17 protein-coding genes are annotated in these 19,200 nt (G+C 34.5%); 5 read left to right on the forward strand and 12 right to left on the reverse strand.

Translation table 11 applies throughout. The features are described from left to right. Window positions 1-76: 76 nt before the first annotated feature. Complete coding sequence (locus tag ACNC7R_RS08020) at window positions 77-226, forward strand: hypothetical protein (protein WP_417940410.1); 150 nt, start codon at window positions 77-79, stop codon at window positions 224-226. 82 nt (window positions 227-308) lie between these two features. Here ACNC7R_RS08020 and ACNC7R_RS08025 read toward each other — a convergent pair whose 3' ends face one another. The 3 genes from ACNC7R_RS08025 to ACNC7R_RS08035 all read right to left on the reverse strand — a co-directional run bounded on the left by ACNC7R_RS08025 (window position 309) and on the right by ACNC7R_RS08035 (window position 3,416). Further along, on the reverse strand, window positions 309-1,997 hold the full coding sequence (locus ACNC7R_RS08025) for an ATP-binding protein (protein ID WP_417940411.1): 1,689 nt from the start codon (window positions 1,995-1,997) through the stop codon (window positions 309-311). A 174-nt stretch (window positions 1,998-2,171) separates the two neighbouring features. Next, entirely contained in the window at window positions 2,172-2,837 is a 666-nt protein-coding gene (locus ACNC7R_RS08030; protein ID WP_417940412.1) for a response regulator, read from the reverse strand. A gap of 165 nt (window positions 2,838-3,002) precedes the next feature. Beyond that, window positions 3,003-3,416 carry a DUF4293 domain-containing protein gene (locus tag ACNC7R_RS08035; RefSeq protein WP_417940413.1) on the reverse strand — a complete coding sequence of 138 codons (414 nt, stop codon included), beginning with the start codon at window positions 3,414-3,416 and terminating at the stop codon, window positions 3,003-3,005. Window positions 3,417-3,599: 183 nt separating this feature from the next. Between ACNC7R_RS08035 and rho the strand changes: the two genes are divergently transcribed. Next, complete coding sequence (gene rho, locus ACNC7R_RS08040) at window positions 3,600-5,426, forward strand: transcription termination factor Rho (RefSeq protein WP_417940414.1); 1,827 nt, start codon at window positions 3,600-3,602, stop codon at window positions 5,424-5,426. Window positions 5,427-5,592: 166 nt separating this feature from the next. Here the strand turns inward: rho and ACNC7R_RS08045 are convergent, their stop codons facing one another. The 4 genes from ACNC7R_RS08045 to ACNC7R_RS08060 form a co-directional block, all read right to left on the reverse strand. Then, window positions 5,593-6,609, reverse strand: a complete 1,017-nt coding sequence (locus tag ACNC7R_RS08045) for a M28 family peptidase (protein ID WP_417940415.1) — start codon at window positions 6,607-6,609, stop codon at window positions 5,593-5,595. Window positions 6,610-6,618: 9 nt separating this feature from the next. After that, entirely contained in the window at window positions 6,619-7,590 is a 972-nt protein-coding gene (locus ACNC7R_RS08050) for a DUF3667 domain-containing protein (protein ID WP_417940416.1), read from the reverse strand. A gap of 33 nt (window positions 7,591-7,623) precedes the next feature. Then, the gene (locus ACNC7R_RS08055) at window positions 7,624-8,397 is read right to left on the reverse strand and encodes a dienelactone hydrolase family protein (protein ID WP_417940417.1); all 774 of its coding nucleotides are present in this window, start codon (window positions 8,395-8,397) and stop codon (window positions 7,624-7,626) included. 133 nt (window positions 8,398-8,530) lie between these two features. Beyond that, window positions 8,531-8,983, reverse strand: coding sequence for an Lrp/AsnC family transcriptional regulator (locus tag ACNC7R_RS08060; RefSeq protein WP_417940418.1), 453 nt, complete (start codon window positions 8,981-8,983; stop codon window positions 8,531-8,533). A 152-nt stretch (window positions 8,984-9,135) separates the two neighbouring features. Between ACNC7R_RS08060 and rocD the strand changes: the two genes are divergently transcribed. Both rocD and ACNC7R_RS08070 read left to right on the forward strand, forming a co-directional pair. Beyond that, window positions 9,136-10,389 (forward strand): ornithine--oxo-acid transaminase, encoded by a 1,254-nt coding sequence (gene rocD, locus ACNC7R_RS08065; protein WP_417940419.1) that lies wholly within the window; start codon window positions 9,136-9,138, stop codon window positions 10,387-10,389. Window positions 10,390-10,584: 195 nt separating this feature from the next. Continuing rightward, window positions 10,585-11,037, forward strand: a complete 453-nt coding sequence (locus ACNC7R_RS08070) for a DUF1810 domain-containing protein (RefSeq protein ID WP_417940420.1) — start codon at window positions 10,585-10,587, stop codon at window positions 11,035-11,037. Window positions 11,038-11,117: 80 nt separating this feature from the next. Here the strand turns inward: ACNC7R_RS08070 and ACNC7R_RS08075 are convergent, their stop codons facing one another. After that, window positions 11,118-12,917 (reverse strand): glycoside hydrolase family 15 protein, encoded by a 1,800-nt coding sequence (locus ACNC7R_RS08075; RefSeq protein ID WP_417940421.1) that lies wholly within the window; start codon window positions 12,915-12,917, stop codon window positions 11,118-11,120. A gap of 81 nt (window positions 12,918-12,998) precedes the next feature. Here ACNC7R_RS08075 and ACNC7R_RS08080 point away from each other — a divergent pair, with 81 nt between their 5' ends. Beyond that, the gene (locus tag ACNC7R_RS08080) at window positions 12,999-15,203 is read left to right on the forward strand and encodes a bifunctional alpha,alpha-trehalose-phosphate synthase (UDP-forming)/trehalose-phosphatase (RefSeq protein WP_417940422.1); all 2,205 of its coding nucleotides are present in this window, start codon (window positions 12,999-13,001) and stop codon (window positions 15,201-15,203) included. Window positions 15,204-15,249: 46 nt separating this feature from the next. Here the strand turns inward: ACNC7R_RS08080 and ACNC7R_RS08085 are convergent, their stop codons facing one another. The 4 genes from ACNC7R_RS08085 to ACNC7R_RS08100 all read right to left on the reverse strand — a co-directional run bounded on the left by ACNC7R_RS08085 (window position 15,250) and on the right by ACNC7R_RS08100 (window position 19,188). Further along, window positions 15,250-15,567, reverse strand: coding sequence for a thioredoxin family protein (locus tag ACNC7R_RS08085; protein ID WP_417940423.1), 318 nt, complete (start codon window positions 15,565-15,567; stop codon window positions 15,250-15,252). A 62-nt stretch (window positions 15,568-15,629) separates the two neighbouring features. Beyond that, the gene (locus tag ACNC7R_RS08090) at window positions 15,630-15,977 is read right to left on the reverse strand and encodes a rhodanese-like domain-containing protein (RefSeq protein WP_417940424.1); all 348 of its coding nucleotides are present in this window, start codon (window positions 15,975-15,977) and stop codon (window positions 15,630-15,632) included. 4 nt (window positions 15,978-15,981) lie between these two features. Then, window positions 15,982-17,043 (reverse strand): sterol desaturase family protein, encoded by a 1,062-nt coding sequence (locus ACNC7R_RS08095; RefSeq protein ID WP_417940425.1) that lies wholly within the window; start codon window positions 17,041-17,043, stop codon window positions 15,982-15,984. A gap of 231 nt (window positions 17,044-17,274) precedes the next feature. Continuing rightward, window positions 17,275-19,188, reverse strand: coding sequence for an arylsulfatase (locus tag ACNC7R_RS08100; RefSeq protein WP_417940426.1), 1,914 nt, complete (start codon window positions 19,186-19,188; stop codon window positions 17,275-17,277). Between the last annotated feature and the right edge of the window lie 12 nt (window positions 19,189-19,200).

Consider the following 19,200-nt stretch of genomic DNA (forward strand, 5'->3'; position numbering starts at 1 on the left):
TATGAGGTATCAATTAGAAATATCTTGAAATTGTAAAATGAGACTAAATTTAAATATTAACTAAAATAAACCAATTATGACAAAGAGATTTTTAGAAGTAGAGAAATTTCAAGATTTAGCGGGTGAAGAACAAACTACCTATTTTTTTGCAGATGAAGAGGAAACAAAAGAGGAAGAAAAAAATCAACCAGAAAATGATAGAAAAGGCGGAAAAACGGATGCCTAGATAGTTGCATCTTTTAAAAAAAAATCTTTTTTAAGGATTACACAATTAGAGAAAAAAGGCGCTTCATTTTTGAAGCGTTTTTTTAGCTATTTAATGGAACACTTATATTAATTGAGGTTCCCTCATTAATTTTTGATCTTACATCAAACTTCCCATTCAGGTTGTTTATCCTGGCTTTGATTTGATTAAGGCCAAATCCTTCCACAAAATTAAATTTGTTAATATCAAATCCTTTTCCATTATCTGTAATTTCAATAATCATCTCGTTATTGTTTTCAATCAATGAAATTTGTGCCTTACTCGCATCGCTATGTTTGATGATATTATTTAAGAGTTCAGAAATGATAAAATAGAGCCTTGTTTCAAATTTTTCAGTATATCTCTTTTTAATAGGAATCGTGTTTTGGTATTCAAAATGTAAGGTTGAATTGGAATATTTTTCACATAAATCATCCAGGGCATATAACAAACCAAAACGGGCCAGTAAGGTAGGGATAAGATCATGTGAGAGATCTCTTACCTTGTCGTGGGTTTCATCCAATATGAGTTTTGTCTTGGTTATTTCAGAAGGAAGGCTGTTATGTTGGGATAAAAAAACATTTAAATGCATTCCTGCCGATGACAATGAGGCACTGATAGTATCATGTAAAAATAAGGCAACTTTTTTGCGTTCGCTTTCCTGACCGTCAATAGTGGCATTGATTAGATTTTCATTTATCTTATTCTGAATATCTTTAATTCTGTTTTTTTGTTTCAGTTTTGTATTCTGATAAAAAAAGTAGAATAAAATAAGGCTAATGAGGAATAAAGATAAGATGATGGTTGTCATCTTGTTTTTACGGGCACTTTCAGAGTGAAATAATTTTTCTCTTTTTTTGCTTTCGATTCCCATTTTATCGATTTCCCTTTTGTATTCATCAATTTCGAGATTTATTCCTGCAATTTTTGCTTTTTTTGCTTTATCCTGAAGATTGATTTCATCATTTAATTGCTGAAAAGCGCTTAAGTTTTTATAAGCAGCTTCAAAATTTTTATTTTTTGATAAAAATTTGGAATATTCCTGATATATGTAGGACAAATCAGTTTTCTCATCGTATTTTATGGCATTTTCAATACCCTTTTTAAAATTGTACTCTGCTTTTGGATTATCTTTTATATAACTATAGTACATGCCATTAAGCATGTTGATAACGGCGGCTGTGGTTTCCATGCCATATTTGTCGTTGTGTTTATTAATATAGTTTAGATAAGGATATCCTTCAGAGAAGCGTCCAATATCAAAATAAGCCCAGGCTATATTAAGTTTGGTAAAAAAAATTTGCGAAGAATCCTTAATTGATTTGCTGAAATACAATGATTTAATATAATGCGAAATTCCTTTTTCATATTTCTTTTTATCAAAACAATAAATATTTCCAATATTATTGTAAAGCCAGTTTTGAAGTTCTAAATCATTTGATTTTTCAGCGTATATCAAGCTTTTCTGGTAATAAAAGAGAGCTTTATCCGGCTCAGAAATACCATCAAAATTGGCTGCAATTGTATTGTATGCTTTTCCTATTAAATTGTTATTTTGCGATAAAAGAGAATGATTTAGTAGTAGTCTGGATTGTATTAATGATTTTTCATAATCTTCATTATGAAGACTTGTGGTTGCCTGGTTGTAAAGTTTTAATAATTCTTTTTCAGTGAAAACTTTCTTTTGAGCAATTGCAGGGATGTAAAAAAAGGAAATTAAAAAAAGAATTCTAAAATTGATAAAATCCAACATATTAAAAAATTAGTGGATAAAAATATGGCTTATAAAATTAAAAACAAATTTAGAAGGGAATAAATGTGTTACTTTTCTGATTTTTTTTTTAAAATATCCATTCTTTAGATTAGAAAATAATAAAAAGGAAACATAAATTTGAAAAAATATTTTATGCATCAGCAGGATGTAGTTTTAAGATTTAATCAAATTGTTTTTGATAGCATATTTTACAAGGCCAATGGTATTTTTTGTCTGTAGCTTCTTCATGATGTTTTTGCGATGCGTTTCTACAGTATTGGTGCTTATAAACAATTGTTCACTAATTTCTTTTCCACTATACTCAAGTGATATTAGTGTAACAATTTCTAATTCACGACATGTTAGAATTGAATTTTCAGGAACAATATTCTTTTTATTTAGTTTGGGATTGTTTTCAGTAAAAGTATTGAAGATTTTTTCTCTTACAGAGTTGCAGAAATATTCTTGTCCTTCATTGACTACTTCAATGGCTTCAATTATATTCTCACCTGCGCATTTTTTAGTCAAATATCCACTGGCACCTAAATTCATTACCTCCCTGATTATTTTTAAATCATCATAGCTGGACAGAATGATAACTTTACAAGGATATCCTTTTTGCTGAAACTCTTTTAAAACTTCAATACCGTCTTTCTCAGGCATGCTAAGGTCAAGTACCAGAATGTGGGCATTGTTAGCTGTTACTTCATCGAAAATATTCAGGCCATTAGAGGATGAACCTACAATCTCGAATTTAGAAACAGTACTTAATAAATTTATCAATCCATCGATAAGTACTAAATGGTCATCTGCTAGGTGTATTCTTATTTTATGTGCCATAAATAAATTGAAATAACAATAGCGAAATTATGAAAAATCTACTTACAACATGATGTTTCTTAAATTTATTTTCTGATTTTGTTATTAATTGTAATGTATTTTTCACAAAAAAACCCGAATCATACAATTCGGGTTCTCTTCGCGCAATAAACTAAGTTTATAGGTTTATCTCAAACGGTCAACAGATTTTACAAGATCTTCGTCCTTTTTGATGGCCTTATTAGCTAAAACTAATAATACGATAGCAACAATAGGAAGAAACATCCCAATACCTTTCTCAGAAACAGTATCAACTGAATCTCCAGATAAATTTAGTGAACGGTAAACAAATAATCCTAATAAAATTAAATTTAATATGATGTTCAGCCTGCCCATAACAAACTGATTTTGTCTTTTTTTGTAGGATATAATACTGATAATAGTTAACATTGTACTCAAACCTAGTAATATAGTATAGATCTGATCCTGCATAAAATAAAAATTTTTTCCATTTATTGTCCAGAGAGGGACAAAAAAGAGTAGAACCCCGGTTACCAAAAAGGTGAGTAGCAGATATATTGTTTGAATTCGTTGTATCATAAGCTAAAATTGTTTTACAAAAATATATTTTCTTTTTTATAAATACTATTGTATGATAAAAAATTATTCGTATTATTGCATCATATTACCGTAAGCACTTCATACTGCGGTCCATTCAAAATAATTATCTACCTATTCTTTTTACAGTATTTCCTTAAAAATAATTAAATTCATAGAACATTCATGTTTGATATTTCTGCATTAAAAGAAATGAAGCTTTCTGAGCTTCAAGAAATAGCTAAATTAGCTAAAACTATAAAATTTAATGGTGTCAAAAAAGATACTTTGATCAGTCAGATTTTAGCACATCAGGAAAAAACAACTTCAGAACAGCCAGTACCTGTTGTTGCAAATGCAGAAGTAGTCGAGGATAAACCAAAGAGAGCCAGAATTGCCCCTGCGAAAAAGACAGTTGGTAAAAATGCTCCTGTTTTAGAATTTGATAAAGTAGAAGAAACACGTGAGGAGATAAAAAGTCCGGCTTCAAAACCAGATACTAAAATTCAGTCAAAGCCAAAAGTAGAAGAAACTCCTGAAAACAAAGAATCAGACAAAAAAACAGTAGAGCGAAAAGAACCCAAAATCGTTAAGTTTAATAAATCAGCATACGAGAAAAAGGTTGCTTTGCAGAAAGAGAAAGAAATAGAAAAAGAGGAAACTAAAGAAGCATCAGCCGAAGGCGAAACAGAACTTCCGGTTATATCCACAACTGAAAAAGAAGAAGAAACAGTCTCATTAAAAAAGACTAATCCTAATCAGAATAAAAAACAGAATCCCAACCAGAGCCAAAATCAAAACCAAAATCAAAGCGGTAATGGTAATGGCAATAACGGCAACCAGAATCCAAATCATAAGAATAAAAAGAATAATAATTTCAGGGATTCAGACTTTGAGTTTGACGGAATTATAGAAAGTGAAGGTGTCCTTGAAATGATGCCAGACGGATACGGATTCTTACGTTCATCAGATTATAATTACCTAGCCTCTCCGGATGATATTTATTTATCAACTTCACAAATTAGATTATTTGGTCTTAAAACAGGGGATACTGTAAAAGGGGTTGTCCGCCCTCCTAAAGAAGGTGAAAAGTTTTTTCCTTTGGTTCGTGTTCTTAAAATTAATGGCCACGATCCGCAGGTAGTTCGTGACAGGGTTTCTTTTGAACACCTGACACCTGTTTTTCCTTCTGAAAAATTCAAATTAGCCGAAAAAGGCAGTTCTGTATCTACCCGAATAATTGATTTATTTTCTCCAATCGGAAAAGGGCAACGTGGTATGATAGTCGCACAACCAAAAACAGGTAAAACAATGTTGCTAAAAGACATTGCTAATGCGATTGCAGCCAACCATCCTGAAGTTTATCTGATTGTTCTTTTGATTGACGAACGTCCTGAAGAGGTTACAGATATGCAGCGCAGTGTACGTGGAGAAGTTATCGCTTCAACTTTTGACAGAGAACCGCAGGAACACGTAAAAATTGCCAATATTGTGCTTGAAAAAGCTAAACGTCTGGTAGAATGCGGACATGATGTTGTCATTCTTCTGGATTCGATTACACGTCTGGCGAGAGCTTATAATACTGTTCAGCCAGCGTCCGGAAAAGTATTAAGCGGAGGTGTTGACGCCAATGCACTTCAAAAACCAAAACGTTTCTTTGGAGCTGCAAGAAATGTTGAAAACGGAGGTTCGTTGAGTATCATCGCGACAGCATTGACAGAAACCGGCTCTAAAATGGATGAGGTTATCTTTGAAGAGTTTAAAGGTACCGGTAATATGGAACTTCAACTGGATCGTAAAATTGCCAACAAACGTATTTTCCCTGCCATCGATCTTACTTCATCAAGTACACGACGAGATGATTTATTATTAGACGAAAAAACATTACAAAGAATGTGGATCATGCGTAAATACCTTTCTGATATGAACCCTGTAGAGTCTATGGATTTTGTAAACGACCGTTTCAAGAAAACAAAAAACAACGAAGAGTTTTTGATTTCGATGAATGACTGATAAAGATGCCAAGATTCTGAAATATTAAGTTTCTAAGTTTTTTAGCATTCGAAGGAATTAAAATTAAAAAAATATAACAAAAAAAAGATGAGTTTTTGCTCATCTTTTTTTTGTTATATTCCTAAGAGAAAACTTAGTCTCTCAGTTTCTCAAAATCTTAAAAAAATTATTTTTTATCCACTAAAGGTCTGCTTTCTCTGTTGGCGAGTTCCCAGGCAACAACAAAAGCCAGTTTAGTCCTTTTGGTTAAAGCATCGTATTCGATTTTTTCTGCTATGTCGTCCTTACCATGGTAATCTTCGTGAACACCATTAAAAAAGAAAACTGACGGAATACTATGTTTGGCAAAGTTATAATGGTCGGAACGCTCATAAAAACGATTTGGATCTTTCGGATCATTAAATTTAAAATCCAAATCCATTTTGATGTATTTTTCATTTTGGGATACTACAGCATTATGCAAATCTGATGATAATCTGTCGGCTCCGATTACATAGACATAATTGTTTGTTTTAGCATGTTCTGTATCACGGCGGCCAATCATGTCAATATTAATATCAGCAACTGTGTTTGCTAAAGGAAACAATGGATTTTCAGAATAATAACGAGAACCATGCAATCCATGTTCTTCTCCGGTTACATGAAGAAATAAAATGGAGCGTTTAGGTCCGTGTCCTTCTTTTTTAGCTTTTGCAAAAACTTTAGCCATTTCTATTAGTGCTACTGTTCCAGAACCATCATCATCAGCGCCGTTATAAACTTCTGCATTTTGAATGCCTACATGGTCGTAATGAGCAGAGATTACCAAAATTTCATTGGGTTTTTCTGAACCTTCAATGTAGGCCCAGATATTTTCTGAATCCGGTAAGTTTTCGTTGTGTCTTGCATTTAAATAGGAAGCAGGAATGTGCTGATAATAATCTGCAGCGCCTTTTGGAAAGGGGATTCCATTTTTTTTGTATTGCTCTATCATGTAAAGTCCTGCTTTCTTTTGTCCTTTCGAGCCAGTTTCACGCCCTTCCATTTCATCTGATGCGATTGTGTAAAGCATCGTTTTTAAGTTTTTTTCGGAAATTTTACCAATGTATTCAGATGGGTCAGAATTGTCTTTAGAGGCAATGTTTTGAGCGTTTTTACATGAAAATGCAGAAACAATTAATAATAGAATCGCAATTTTTTTCATTATTTGTTTTTAATGTATATTGATGAATGTATAGAGAACATAAATAGTTAGTAAAAATAGAATAAAAAGAGAGTTTATAATGAATAATAATACACTTTTAACAAAAGAAACTATTCTTGATTCGCCATAAAAACGATGATGAGCCGGATAAAAATAATAACACATCCAGATTGTTCCAGTAATGCTGGTAATTGTGGAAATAATATTCAGGGGATTATCTTTACCAAAAAGACCTACAACACGGTCAATGATAAACATTACAAGAAAAATTAATAATAAAAATGAAAAATAGTGAAGTGTAAAAATACCGTGATCAAAATAATACCATTTTTTTTTATTGTGAAAAAGCCATAAGAAAAAAGCAAAAAATGGCATGATGATAAATAAAATTTTAGGAAGGTTGTGAAAGAAGGATTCGGCAAATTTTGTAAAAATTTCTTTTTTGGTATATTTTTCACTGATGTGTATTGCTTTTTCAGCAAACCAGTAGCTGGTAGCATTCAGTTTTTCTTCTTGTTTTCCATATTTCTGAATGGAATCAATTTTCTTCATGTTTGAAAAATGGAAGTATTTATTATTTTCTTTTTTGATGTTTAATTCTTGTGTAGCTTTAGCGATTTCGTCATTTATTTCCTTTTCACTTTTATTACTGTTTTCGTTGACTTTAACTGGAAACATGGCAATTAATAAAAACGTAATGAAACTGATGAAAATATATAAACGAACCGGAGCCAGATAGGAAAGTCTTTTTCCCGACAGATATTCTTTGGTTAAAGTTGCCGGTTTAAAAAGTAGATTTCGTATCGTTTTCCAAAAGGCATTTTCGTAATGTGTCAGATCTTCAAAAAAGTGGATAAACAAATGATGAAATGTTTTTCTGCTGTCTGAATTCTCTTGTCCACAATTGGGACAAAACTTTTGTTCTACAACATGACGACAGTTAAGACAGGTTTTATCTTCTCTGATTTTATTATGTGACATCGGTTTTTGGTTTAGTTTTGGTTGGTTTGTGGGTTACTTTTTGAGTACCTCGTTCAGGAAAAGCAGTAAATGTTCAAAAGAACGTCTTGCAGCTACAGCATTGTAGGCGGCCCCTTTTGAGTTGTCATTTCCAGCTTCTGGATTTGTAAATGAATGTACCGAATTGGCATAATAAATCATTTGCCAGTCAGCCTTGCTATCACGCATTTCCTGCTGGAAAGCCGTTATTTCTTCTTTTGAAACAAAAGGATCATCAGCTCCATGGCATGCTAAGACTTTTGCGGTGATAGTTTCAGAAGGTCTTGCTGCATCTTTGCCTAATCCACCATGAAATGACACAACACCTTTTACATTTAATTTACCGCGGGCAGCTTCTAAAACCCCGGTTCCCCCAAAACAATAGCCAATAGCCACAATATTCTCTGCATTTGCACCGGATTTGATTAACTGGTCTAAAGCCAGTTGAATACGTTTTTGATATGCTTCATAATTTTTTTTGTAAAAACCGGCTTGTTTTCCGGCTTCAGAATTGTTTTTAGGATAATTTCCTTCTCCGTAAATATCGGCTATAAAAACAGTATAGCCTAGCTTGGATAAATTTTCGGCAATTTCTTTTGAAGCATTGTCAATTCCGAGCCAGGCCGGTAAAAGTAAAATTCCGGGATTTTGACTGCTTTTTTTTGCAGCTTTCACAGATAGTCCATTTAAGATCTGATCTCCGTCGTTGTATTTGACTGCTTTTAATTGCGCGTTCATAGTGTTGAAATACAAGGAAATAGCTAAAATTAAAAATGTTGATTTTTTCATGATTTTTTACAATTTTAAACAAATATCTGAAATATAATCGTACAAAAAAACCTCAAAGCTTTTTTCTTTTGAGGTTCCTCTGCAGGAACTAAATTATTGAAAACTAAAATTTTAAATTTAAATATATGGAATTTTAAAGCGTAATGTTTCTTTTAAAAGCACATCCCAGTTCTACAATCGAATCGGTTTTGGCAATGCCGGAAATTCGGTCTATTTTTTCGTAAAGAACATTTCGCATGTGTTCGTGGTTTTTGGCTATGATTTTTATGTAAAGTGTGAATGAACCCGTCACATAATAACACTCTGTAATTTCCGGTATGGCTTTTAAGGCTTCAATAATCCTTTCTGAATCTGAATCTTTATTGAGCGTAATTCCGGTAAAAGATGCCCAGTCATAACCAATTTTTTTTTCGTTGACCAAAGGTTTAATACCTGAAATAATCCCTTGTTCTGTTAAACGATTCATCCGCTGATGCACCATTGTATTTGATATTTTGAGATTTGCTGCTATGGTAGAAAAAGCTATTCTGCCATCTTTTTCCAGTTCCTTGATGATTTTGATGTCAAATTGGTCTAATGAATCCATTTTTATATTGTTTGAAATTAAATTTGACTTTTGTTTAATCTTTATTTTTTAATATTGACTTTTAATTAAGTAATTAAAGTCAAAAGTATTGATTTTTATTGTAAAATAAAATAATATAATTAATTTTGGAAAAGATAATAAAACTCAAAATCATGGAACAGACTAAACAAATTCTTTCGTCTAAATCAGAAGTTTTAATAGAGAAAGAAAACAAATACGGAGCTCATAATTATCATCCGCTTCCTGTAGTTTTAGACAGAGGAGAAGGGGTCTATGTCTGGGATGTGGACGAAAAGAAATATTATGATTTTTTATCGGCTTATTCTGCGGTAAACCAAGGACACTGTCATCCTAAAATTGTGGAGGCAATGGTAGATCAGGCGCAAAAGCTGACTTTGACTTCCCGTGCTTTTTACAATGATAAATTAGGAAATTACGAAGAGTACGTAACCAATTATTTTGGTTTTGATAAAGTCCTGCCAATGAACACAGGTGCCGAAGCGGTAGAAACAGCTTTGAAATTGTGCAGAAAGTGGGCTTATGAAGTAAAAGGAATCCATGAAAATCTGGCACAGATTATTGTTTGTGAGAATAATTTTCACGGAAGAACTACAACCATTATTTCGTTTTCGAATGATGAAAGTGCCCGAAAGAGTTTTGGTCCTTTTACGGAAGGTTTTATAAAAATTGAATATGATAATCTGACAGCTTTGGAAAAAGCACTCGAATCATCAAAAAATATTGCCGGTTTCCTGGTAGAACCCATTCAGGGAGAAGCGGGAGTTTATGTTCCGTCTGAGGGTTATTTAGCGAAAGCAAAAGCGCTTTGCGAAAAACATAATGTGTTGTTTATTGCAGATGAAGTTCAGACCGGGATTGCGCGTACAGGAAAACTTTTAGCAGTTCATCATGAAAATGTACAGCCTGATATTTTGATTTTAGGAAAGGCAATTTCAGGGGGTGTTTATCCGGTATCAGCGGTTTTAGCCAATAACGAAATAATGAATGTAATCAAACCGGGACAGCACGGTTCTACTTTTGGTGGAAACCCTGTTGCAGCAGCTGTTGCGATTGCGGCTCTTGAAGTGGTAAAAGATGAAAAACTGGCTGAAAATGCTGAACGTCTGGGAATTATTTTAAGAAAAGGATTAAACGAAATTGCCGAACGAAATAACCTGATTACTTTGGTTCGCGGAAAAGGTTTGCTGAATGCGATTGTAATTAATTCTGATGAGGAATCGGATCTTGCCTGGGAAATCTGTCTCAAATTCAGAGATAACGGATTATTAGCAAAACCAACTCATGGAAACAAAATTCGTCTGGCTCCGCCTTTGGTCATTACTGAAGATCAAATTAAGGAATGTCTTTCTATTATGGAGAAATCGTTAAATGATTTCAAAAATTAAAAATTATTTTTATCATAATTAGCTTCATAACAGCTGCGATTACTTGTTTTTGCAGCTGTTTTGTTGTTTTGAAATTGAAATTATATAATGTAACTTTAATAATTATATAAATCATTAAGCCGGGAAGCTGAGTAGTTTTGGAGGACTTTATAAACAAGACCTAAAAAATTGTTTAACCTTATAAATTATTTCAGAATGGCTTATACAAATAATGATTTAACACGCTTTTTAGATGCACAGAATAAACTTTATCTTACCGCTTACTCCGAATTAAAAAAAGGGAAGAAAGAAACGCACTGGATGTGGTTTATTTTTCCTCAGTTAAAAGGTTTGGGGAAAAGTACAATAGCAAAGTATTATGCACTTGCAGATCTTAAAGAAGCAGAAGATTTTTTAAATCATCCTGTATTAGCAAAACATCTGATTGAAATTTGCCATGTTCTGTTAGAATATAAAGCAAAATCAATTGAGGCAATCCTTGGAGAATTAGACGCAAGAAAGCTTCGTTCTTCAATGACTCTTTTTTCTCAGGCTCAAAATGCTGATCCTGTATTTCAGGAAATACTGGATGTTTTTTTCTTAGGATATTCGGATCCTCTTACTTTAGCAAAAATAGCTGCACCATTAGAAATTGCTATGGCATCTTAAATTTCACTTTCTTTCTTAGTTATATAAATCAAAAAGCGATTGTCTGCGGTGGCAATCGCTTTTTTTGTAATTGTTTAAAATTATCTTATAGCATCAAGCACGACCTCTTCATTGGTAATTCTGGAAAGATTTATAGCTGTTTCAATAAGGGCTAAATGAGAATAGGCCTGAGGGAAATTCCCTAAAAGGCGTTTGGTTTTAAAATCGATATCTTCACTAAATAATCCTAAATGGTTACTGTAAGAAAGTAACTGTTCAAAGAGTTTTTCCGCTTTTTTTTCTTCTCCTATTTTGTATAGGCTGTTAATGAACCAAAAAGTACAAATGGTAAAAGAAGAGGAGGGAAGACCAAAATCGTCTTTGTTTTTATAACGGTATAAAAGTCCGTCATTGCTCAGGTCGCGCTCAATTGCTTTAACTGTTGCTACATATTTGGGATCCATCTCTTCAATAAACCCGTAACTTTCCATTAAGAGTACTGAAGTGTCAAGATCGTTAGAACCATAAGACTGTGTAAAAGCCTGAACGGATTCATTCCAGGCATTTTCCATAATGTCATTTTTTATAGCAGCAGCCAATGGTTCCCACTTTTCTGCTTTGTGTTTTTTGCCCAATATTCTGGCAACTTTGATGGCTCTGTCTATGGCTGTCCAGCATAATATTTTAGAGAATGTAAAATGTCTTTCTTCGGTTCTGAATTCCCAGATTCCTTTGTCGGGTTCCTGCCAGTGCTTATTTACAACCCAAACTATTCCTTTAGTGATGTTCCAGAGTTCTTCGCCATTTTCAGTATCATTACTAAAGGTAATAAGCTGTTGGTGAATTACATCCATAAGAATGCCATAAATGTCGTTCTGGCGCTGTGAATAGGCTGCATTACCAATTCTTACCGGTTTGCTGCCCATGTAGCCACTTAGATGGTCGAGAGTTTCTTCTGTCAGTTTTTTTTCTTTATTGATACCATACATGATTTGCAGTTTCTCATCTTTATTAGGAACTAAATCAATGATGAACTGTAGGTAATCTTTAGCAAGTTTCTTATGTCCAAGTTCAGAAATGACCTTTACTACCATAGAAGCGTCCCTAATCCAGCAGAATCTGTAATCCCAGTTTCGAACTTCGCCAATAGTTTCTGGCAGAGAAGTTGTGGCTGCTGCCAAAACTGCGCCAGTTTTTTCATAACTAAGTAATTTAAGCGTAATGGCACTGCGGGCAATCTGCTCATTGTATTTTTTATATTCAGTTGTTTTATCACTCCAGCTAAGCCAATACGTTTTGGTTCGTTCAAACTCCAAATTTATTTTTGTGAGCGTTGGAATAAAAATTTTCTCATTATAAGCCATTAGCAAATAACCGTCTCCCTTAAGCGTGATTTCGTTTCCATTAGCGATACTTTCCAAATCTAAATTGCTGTACAGGAAAAGTGAATCGAATTTTATTGTACCGGTAAGGCTGACAATATGATTTTCTTTAACATAACTGCTTGTTACACCTGATGCGTAATCCAGACGCGGATCATAAATTACCTTGAAAGAAGGATTTCCAGATAGTTTTTTAATATACCTGATAATTTCCGGAGGGGCCATATATCCTCCTTTTTCTTTTCGGTACCGCGGCATGAAATCGTTAATTTCAAAAGCATCTGTGCCGTTAGAAAAGGTACTTACTACTATACTCGTGTTGGGTATATATTTTTGGGTAATCGTGTAATCATCAGTCACCTGTATTTCAAAACTGCCTCCAATTTCCTGATCCAATATTTTTGCAAATACCGATGCAGAATCAAATTCCGGAAGGCAGCACCATTCGATAGCTCCTTTATCCGAAACCAATGCAGCACTGCGACAATTACCAATTATACCATAGTTTAAATTCTTCATAAAGTCATCTTTTAGTTAGGTAAAAGGGTATTAATTATTTAAATTTACTAAAACGATGTTATTAATCCAAACCATTTTTTGATGAATAAAACAATTATAGTTTCCAATCGCCTTCCTGTTGACCTTAAATTTGATAACGAAAAGTTAGTAGTAAAATCAAGTGTTGGGGGACTTGCGACCGGAATGAAATCAGTTCACTCTGAAGGAAACGGAATCTGGATAGGCTGGTCTGGACTTACAGATGAACAAATTGAACCAGAAAGGAAAAATGAAGTTGAAATTGCACTGGCCAAAGAAAAGTGCATCAGTGTTCCCCTGACAGGATACGATATTGAGAATTATTATTATGGTTTTAGTAATACCGCACTATGGCCTCTTTTTCATTATTTTCAGGCATATACAGAATTTGAACTTACCCATTGGGAATCTTATAAAAAGGTGAATCAGAAGTTTGCTGATGTTATCCTTGAAAACGCAAATGAAGGGGATACGGTATGGATTCATGATTATCAGCTATTATTGCTTCCTGAATTACTCAGACAGAAAGCAATAAACCTTACAATTGGTTTTTTTCTTCATATTCCATATCCTTCATTCGAGCTTTTCAGGACTTGTCCGTGGCGTGATGAATTGTTATATGGCATGCTTGGTGCCGATCTTATTGGCTTTCACATTTATGATTATGTAAGGCACTTTATTAGTTCTGCGTCCAGAATTACAGGACTTGAAATTCGATTTAATGAAATATTTTATAAGGACAGAATTGTAAAAGTAGATTCTTTTCCTATGGGAATTGATTATGACAAGTACTTTAATTCAGCTCTTGAACATGCAGTGCGTCCGGATGCCAACAAGTCTGATCTGATGCATAGTCTCGAACTGCATAATATGTCTTTCTCTGAAAGTAAACTTATTTTGTCAATCGACAGAATGGATTATACAAAGGGAATTCCAAACAGAATAAAATCATTTGAATACTTTCTAAACAAATATCCTGAATATCAGGGTAAAGTACGTCTGGTGATGCTTTCTGTGCCCTCAAGGGAGAATGTTCCGCAATATCAGCGTTTAAAACGGGAAACAGACGAATTGGTTGGAAGGATAAACGGCCAGCTGGCAACGGTAAACTGGACACCTATCTGGTATTTTTACAGATCAATGCCCTTTGATGACCTCATTGATTTATATCTTGCTGCTGATGTTGCTCTTATTACACCAACAAGAGATGGAATGAATCTTGTAGCCAAAGAATATGTTGCAACAAAAACACAAGGTAAAGGTGTCCTTGTTCTAAGCGAAATGGCGGGTGCTGCTAAAGAAATGTATGAGGCACTTTTAGTAAATCCTAATAATTTTGAACAGATTGCGGATACCCTGAAATATGCTCTTGAAATGCCTGAAGCGGAACAAAAATCAAGACTGGAAACTTTGCAGAAAAGAGTGTCGCGCTATAATGTAGAAAAATGGGCCGATTCATTTCTGAATGCTCTTGAAATCACTAAAAATTCAAAACCCGTCAGCATTACCAAAAAACTGAACTCTGAAATACTTCACGATATTTCACTGGATTATAAGAATTCCGCGAAAAGACTGCTTTTGCTTGATTATGACGGAACACTGGTAGGATTTAAAAATATACCAGAAGAGGCAAGTCCGGATGATGAATTATATGCCCTTCTGGACAATATTGCAGCAGATGAAAATACAGAAATAGCCATAATCAGCGGACGTGATCGTAAAACACTCGAAAGCTGGTTCGGACATAAAAACTATACTTTAATAACGGATCATGGGGTATGGCTTAGAAAAAAAGAAAAAGGATGGATAAGCCTCGAACATATTAAAACAGAATGGAAAGAAAATATCCGGCCTATTATTGAAAACTTTACAGATAGCACACCCGGAACTTTTATTGAAGAAAAAAACTATTCTCTTGCCTGGCATTATAGAAGAGCTGATGCAGATCTGGCAAATTTGAGAACAATGGAACTTAAACATGTCCTGACAAGCCTTTTGGCTAACAATTCGCTTTCAGTGCTCGAAGGCAACAAAGTACTTGAAGTGAAGAGCAGTAATGTAAATAAAGGGCGTGCAGCAGGAAGACTGGTAACTGAGGGCAATTATGATTTTATTGTAGCCATTGGAGATGACTGGACTGACGAATTCATGTTTCAGGAATTAATGGATAGTGCTTATACCATTAAAGTAGGAAATGCAAAAACAGCGGCTCGATATTTTGTCAATGATATCTCAGAGGTTCGACAGATTTTACAGGACTTAAAATGATATTTGACAAACACAAAAGGCGATTGTTGATTCAATCGCCTTTTGTTTAATTGCTAAAAATATTTTGTGCCAAAGCTACATCAACCTCTTTTTTCAAATCTGAGAATCCCTCTTTTTTGAAAATGATCTGACCGTTTTGATATAAAATCAGGGTAGGGAATACTTTTACATTTTTCAGATCGGCAATTACCTGCGGACTTTCTTCCAGTTCAATTTCGACAATTTTTACCTTCTCTCCGTATTCAGCTTTGATGGTTTCCAGAACAGGTTTTACTTTTTTACAAGGCGCACAATATTTAGAACCGATGTCCACCAAAACCGTATTATTATCAGCGATGATTTTATTGTATTCATCCAGTGTCAATTTGCTTTTGGAGTTGACATAAAAAGGCTTTCCGTTGCCAATCCAGTTGGCAATTCCGCCCTCTAAACTATACGCTTCTTTAAAACCTTTTTTAGTAAATCATCTGCCAGCCAGACACTTCTTCCGGCTCCTATAGAATAGGTAAATACGGGTCTTGTTTTATCTAATTTTGCTATTTGCTTGGCATAATCTTTTGATTCCAGATTGAAATTTACCGCTCCGTTAATGTGGTTCAGGGCAAATTCTTCAGGATCTCTCGCGTCAATTATTTGCGGATTCTTCTCGTTTTGGATTTTACTGTAATAAACCTCCAGTGAGATTGTATTTGGATTTTTATTTTGTGTAAATCCAATGATGTTTACGAAAAGGGCTAATACAGAAATGCTGCTTTTAAATATTTTATTTTTCATGATATTAGGATTGAACGGTTTCTAGTACAGGCTGATTTTCAACAACCGGAGTTTGTTTTAAGGGTACAGAAAGAACTCCTTCTGCCAGTGCGCTTCCTTCTTTTTTAGATTTGAATATCGGCCAGAGAAACTGTGCGTACCATTCTTCCTGCTTGTAGGATTTGATTCCGTACGATTTTGGAAATTGTCTGGTAATTAAACCTGTTCCGAAGATGACATCCCAGATAAAAAACATGTTTCCGAAGTTGCCTTTAAAATGACCAACACCGTCTCCGCTTGTATCTGCATGATGCGCGTGGTGTGTTGCTGGAGTAGAAATCAACCTTTCTAAAATCCATGCAATTGGGTGTAAAACTTTATATTCGTAGAAAGGTTTGTCCCATGGAATACTTGAGTGCGCTCCCAAAGTAATGAAACTTTTGATTACCAAAACAAATAAAGCAGGAAGGCCTAGACCTAAATAGGTTAAAGTCGCTGTTAAATAAATTTGAGAGAAAAAGATCGTGTAAATAAAGTTTTGTCTCGAAAGCATCGCCATTCCCATGTACGGAGCTGAATGATGCGTTCTGTGAAAACGCCATAAAAAAGGAACCTGATGGTGCAGACGATGGTACCAGTATTGTGTTAAATCATCCGCAACAGCGATTAAGAAAAAGCCTCCCCAAAACGGTACCCACGAAAGTGCGTTTTCAAGATTCGGAATAAAAACCGGTAAAACCTTTAAGCTGAAAAAAGAAATAACTGCAGGTAAAATTAATTTTGGAGCCAGGAAACTTACGATGTCAATTTTGCGTTCTTCACCTGTCCATTCATCATCATATAAACCTGCCGTAAATTCGATAATTCCCAATACAATCATAAAAACGGTTAATCCCCAGGTTCTGATGTTTTCGAAAGCAGGTTTTGCAAATTCCAGAAAAGCCGGTAATGCAATGTGCGATTCACTTACAATGTTGTTACTCAATTTAAAATATAGGTAAATTGCCAACACAGGCAGCGTGTAAATAAAAAGACTAATGCTTAAATCTCTTGTCAGATTTTTGTTTGAATTTTGAACTGTTGCCATGATTTCTTATTTTAAAAATTGATTGATTAATGTTAAACCGCCTGCCAAAATCACAAGCGGAATCAAAAAAAGAATCGCCCCAATGAGAATCTTTTTTCCTATAATTTCATAATCTACTCGTTTCATAATTCTTCGTTTTATTTCCTGCAACGTTTTCACAAACCTTGTAGGTGTTTTTTATGTATAAGATTTGAAACCTACAAGGTTTTGGAAACCTTGCAGGTTCTGTAATTAGTTATGGGTTGCGCCTGGTTTAGTTGCTTGTTTGATCAAGTCAGAAACTGTTTTTCCTTTATCGGCACCAGTATTATGAATTCTTCTGTTGTAAACATCCTGCCAGTCAATCAATGGATAAACATTGTTTTCTTTTGCTTGTTCCTCAAATAATTTTTGAAGTTCAGCTAGTTTTTCAGGATATTTTTTCGCCAGATTATTACGTTCATTAAAATCTTCGTTTAAGTTGTATAATTCCCAAACATCAGTATCAAAATTGCTTGCAACTGGTTTTGCGTTTTTACCTAATGATTGTTTTACAGCAAATGAATCTGGTAAGTGTGCCGCAGCCGCTTTCCATCCATCTTTATAAATAGCTCTGTTTCCGAAGATATAGTAATACTGAACTTTGTGCAAAGATTCTGCTTTTGGATTGTCTAAAGAAGCCTGGAAAGAAGATCCCTGAATAATATCTTGTTTAATTCCTTTGATATATTCCGGAGCTTTGATTCCTGCAATTTCTAAAGTTGTTGGCAGTAAATCGGTTACGTGGCTGTATTGATTTCTGATTCCGCCTTTGTCTTTAATTCCATTTGGATAAAAAACAATTAACGGGTTACGAGTTCCACCTTCAGAATGTGCATCTTGTTTCCAGTTTTTAAAAGGAACGTTTGTTGCCTGCGCCCATCCTAACGGATAATTCGTGTTTAAACCTTTTGCTGTTCCAATTTCACCAATATTGTTCAAATTGCTTTGAAGATTTTCTGCTTCTGTTTTTCCTTGAGAAAATAAACTTTGATTAATTGTTCCTTGTAAAGTTCCTTCTTTACTTGCTCCGTTATCACCAATTGCAACAAAGATTAAAGTGTTATCCAATTGTCCGCTTTGTTTTAAATAATCAACAACTCTTCCAATTTCGTAATCAGTATACGTCAGGAATCCAGCATAAACTTCCATGAATCTCGCATAAACTTTCTTTTGGTCCGGAGTTAATTTTTTCCAATCTGTGATTAAAGCGTTGCGTTCTGGCAATCCAGCATTTTGAGGAAATATCCCTAATTTCTTTTGATTAGCTAATACTTTTTCACGGTAAACATCCCAGCCTTCGTCAAATTTTCCTTTGTAAGGCTCGATCCATTTTTCAGCAACCTGATGAGGTGCATGAACAGCTCCTGGCGCATAGTATAAAAAGAATGGTTTTCCAGGTGCCGCTTTTTGTTGTTTTTGAATGTAGCTGATTGCTTTATCTGTAATTAATTCATTTAAGTGACGTCCGTCTGGTTTCACATGCGCCTGATCTTCCACTAAATCAGGATTGTATTGATCTGTTTGAGAACCAAGGAATCCGTAGAAATGATCGAAACCTTTTCCAGTTGGCCATCTGTCAAATGGTCCTGCATCTGTAGCGTCTTCATCTGGAGTAACTCCGTATTTTCCAACTGCAAAAGTGTTGTAACCGTTGTCACGTAAAATCTCTGCAATTGTTCCTTTATCAGAAGGAATTCTGCCATCCCAACCTGGGAAACCAGCCGATAGAATGGTATGGGAAAATCCGCTTACGTGAACTCTTCCTGAGTTTCTTCCCGTTAGTAAAGCGGCTCGGGTAGGGGCACAAATCGCTGTCGTATGGAAGTTTGTATAACGTAAACCATTATTTGCCAGATTGTCAAAAGTTGGTGTATTGATTAAACCTCCAAAAGTGCCTGAAGCTCCAAATCCAACGTCATCCAATAATATCCAAACAATATTTGGAGCCTCTTTTGGAGCGGTTACAGGCTCTGGCCAATATTCTTTAGAATCGGCCAATGTTTTACCAACAACTCCTTTAAAATCTGCATTTTGATTTTCTTGTGCAAAGCCAAACTGAGCAGCCAGCAATGCTGTAATTATAAGCCCTCTTGTTGGACTTTTGATTGTACTGTCCTTTTTCATTTTATATGTTTT

The organism is Flavobacterium adiutor (genome assembly GCF_048282555.1).
Classification (GTDB): Bacteria; Bacteroidota; Bacteroidia; order Flavobacteriales; family Flavobacteriaceae; genus Flavobacterium.

Bases quoted from the DNA above. Each gene is read 5' to 3' on its own strand.
- ACNC7R_RS08095 (WP_417940425.1), bottom strand. From the start codon at position 17,043: ATGGCAACAGTTCAAAATTCAAACAAAAATCTGACAAGAGATTTAAGC.
- ACNC7R_RS08035 (WP_417940413.1), bottom strand. From the start codon at position 3,416: ATGATACAACGAATTCAAACAATATATCTGCTACTCACCTTTTTGGTA.
- ACNC7R_RS08020 (WP_417940410.1), top strand. From the start codon at position 77: ATGACAAAGAGATTTTTAGAAGTAGAGAAATTTCAAGATTTAGCGGGT.
- ACNC7R_RS08070 (WP_417940420.1), top strand. From the start codon at position 10,585: ATGGCTTATACAAATAATGATTTAACACGCTTTTTAGATGCACAGAAT.
- ACNC7R_RS08075 (WP_417940421.1), bottom strand. From the start codon at position 12,917: ATGAAGAATTTAAACTATGGTATAATTGGTAATTGTCGCAGTGCTGCA.
- ACNC7R_RS08080 (WP_417940422.1), top strand. From the start codon at position 12,999: ATGAATAAAACAATTATAGTTTCCAATCGCCTTCCTGTTGACCTTAAA.
- ACNC7R_RS08045 (WP_417940415.1), bottom strand. From the start codon at position 6,609: ATGAAAAAAATTGCGATTCTATTATTAATTGTTTCTGCATTTTCATGT.
- ACNC7R_RS08090 (WP_417940424.1), bottom strand. From the start codon at position 15,977: ATGAAAAATAAAATATTTAAAAGCAGCATTTCTGTATTAGCCCTTTTC.
- rho (WP_417940414.1), top strand. From the start codon at position 3,600: ATGTTTGATATTTCTGCATTAAAAGAAATGAAGCTTTCTGAGCTTCAA.
- ACNC7R_RS08025 (WP_417940411.1), bottom strand. From the start codon at position 1,997: ATGTTGGATTTTATCAATTTTAGAATTCTTTTTTTAATTTCCTTTTTT.
- ACNC7R_RS08030 (WP_417940412.1), bottom strand. From the start codon at position 2,837: ATGGCACATAAAATAAGAATACACCTAGCAGATGACCATTTAGTACTT.
- ACNC7R_RS08100 (WP_417940426.1), bottom strand. From the start codon at position 19,188: ATGAAAAAGGACAGTACAATCAAAAGTCCAACAAGAGGGCTTATAATT.
- ACNC7R_RS08060 (WP_417940418.1), bottom strand. From the start codon at position 8,983: ATGGATTCATTAGACCAATTTGACATCAAAATCATCAAGGAACTGGAA.
- ACNC7R_RS08055 (WP_417940417.1), bottom strand. From the start codon at position 8,397: ATGAAAAAATCAACATTTTTAATTTTAGCTATTTCCTTGTATTTCAAC.
- rocD (WP_417940419.1), top strand. From the start codon at position 9,136: ATGGAACAGACTAAACAAATTCTTTCGTCTAAATCAGAAGTTTTAATA.
- ACNC7R_RS08050 (WP_417940416.1), bottom strand. From the start codon at position 7,590: ATGTCACATAATAAAATCAGAGAAGATAAAACCTGTCTTAACTGTCGT.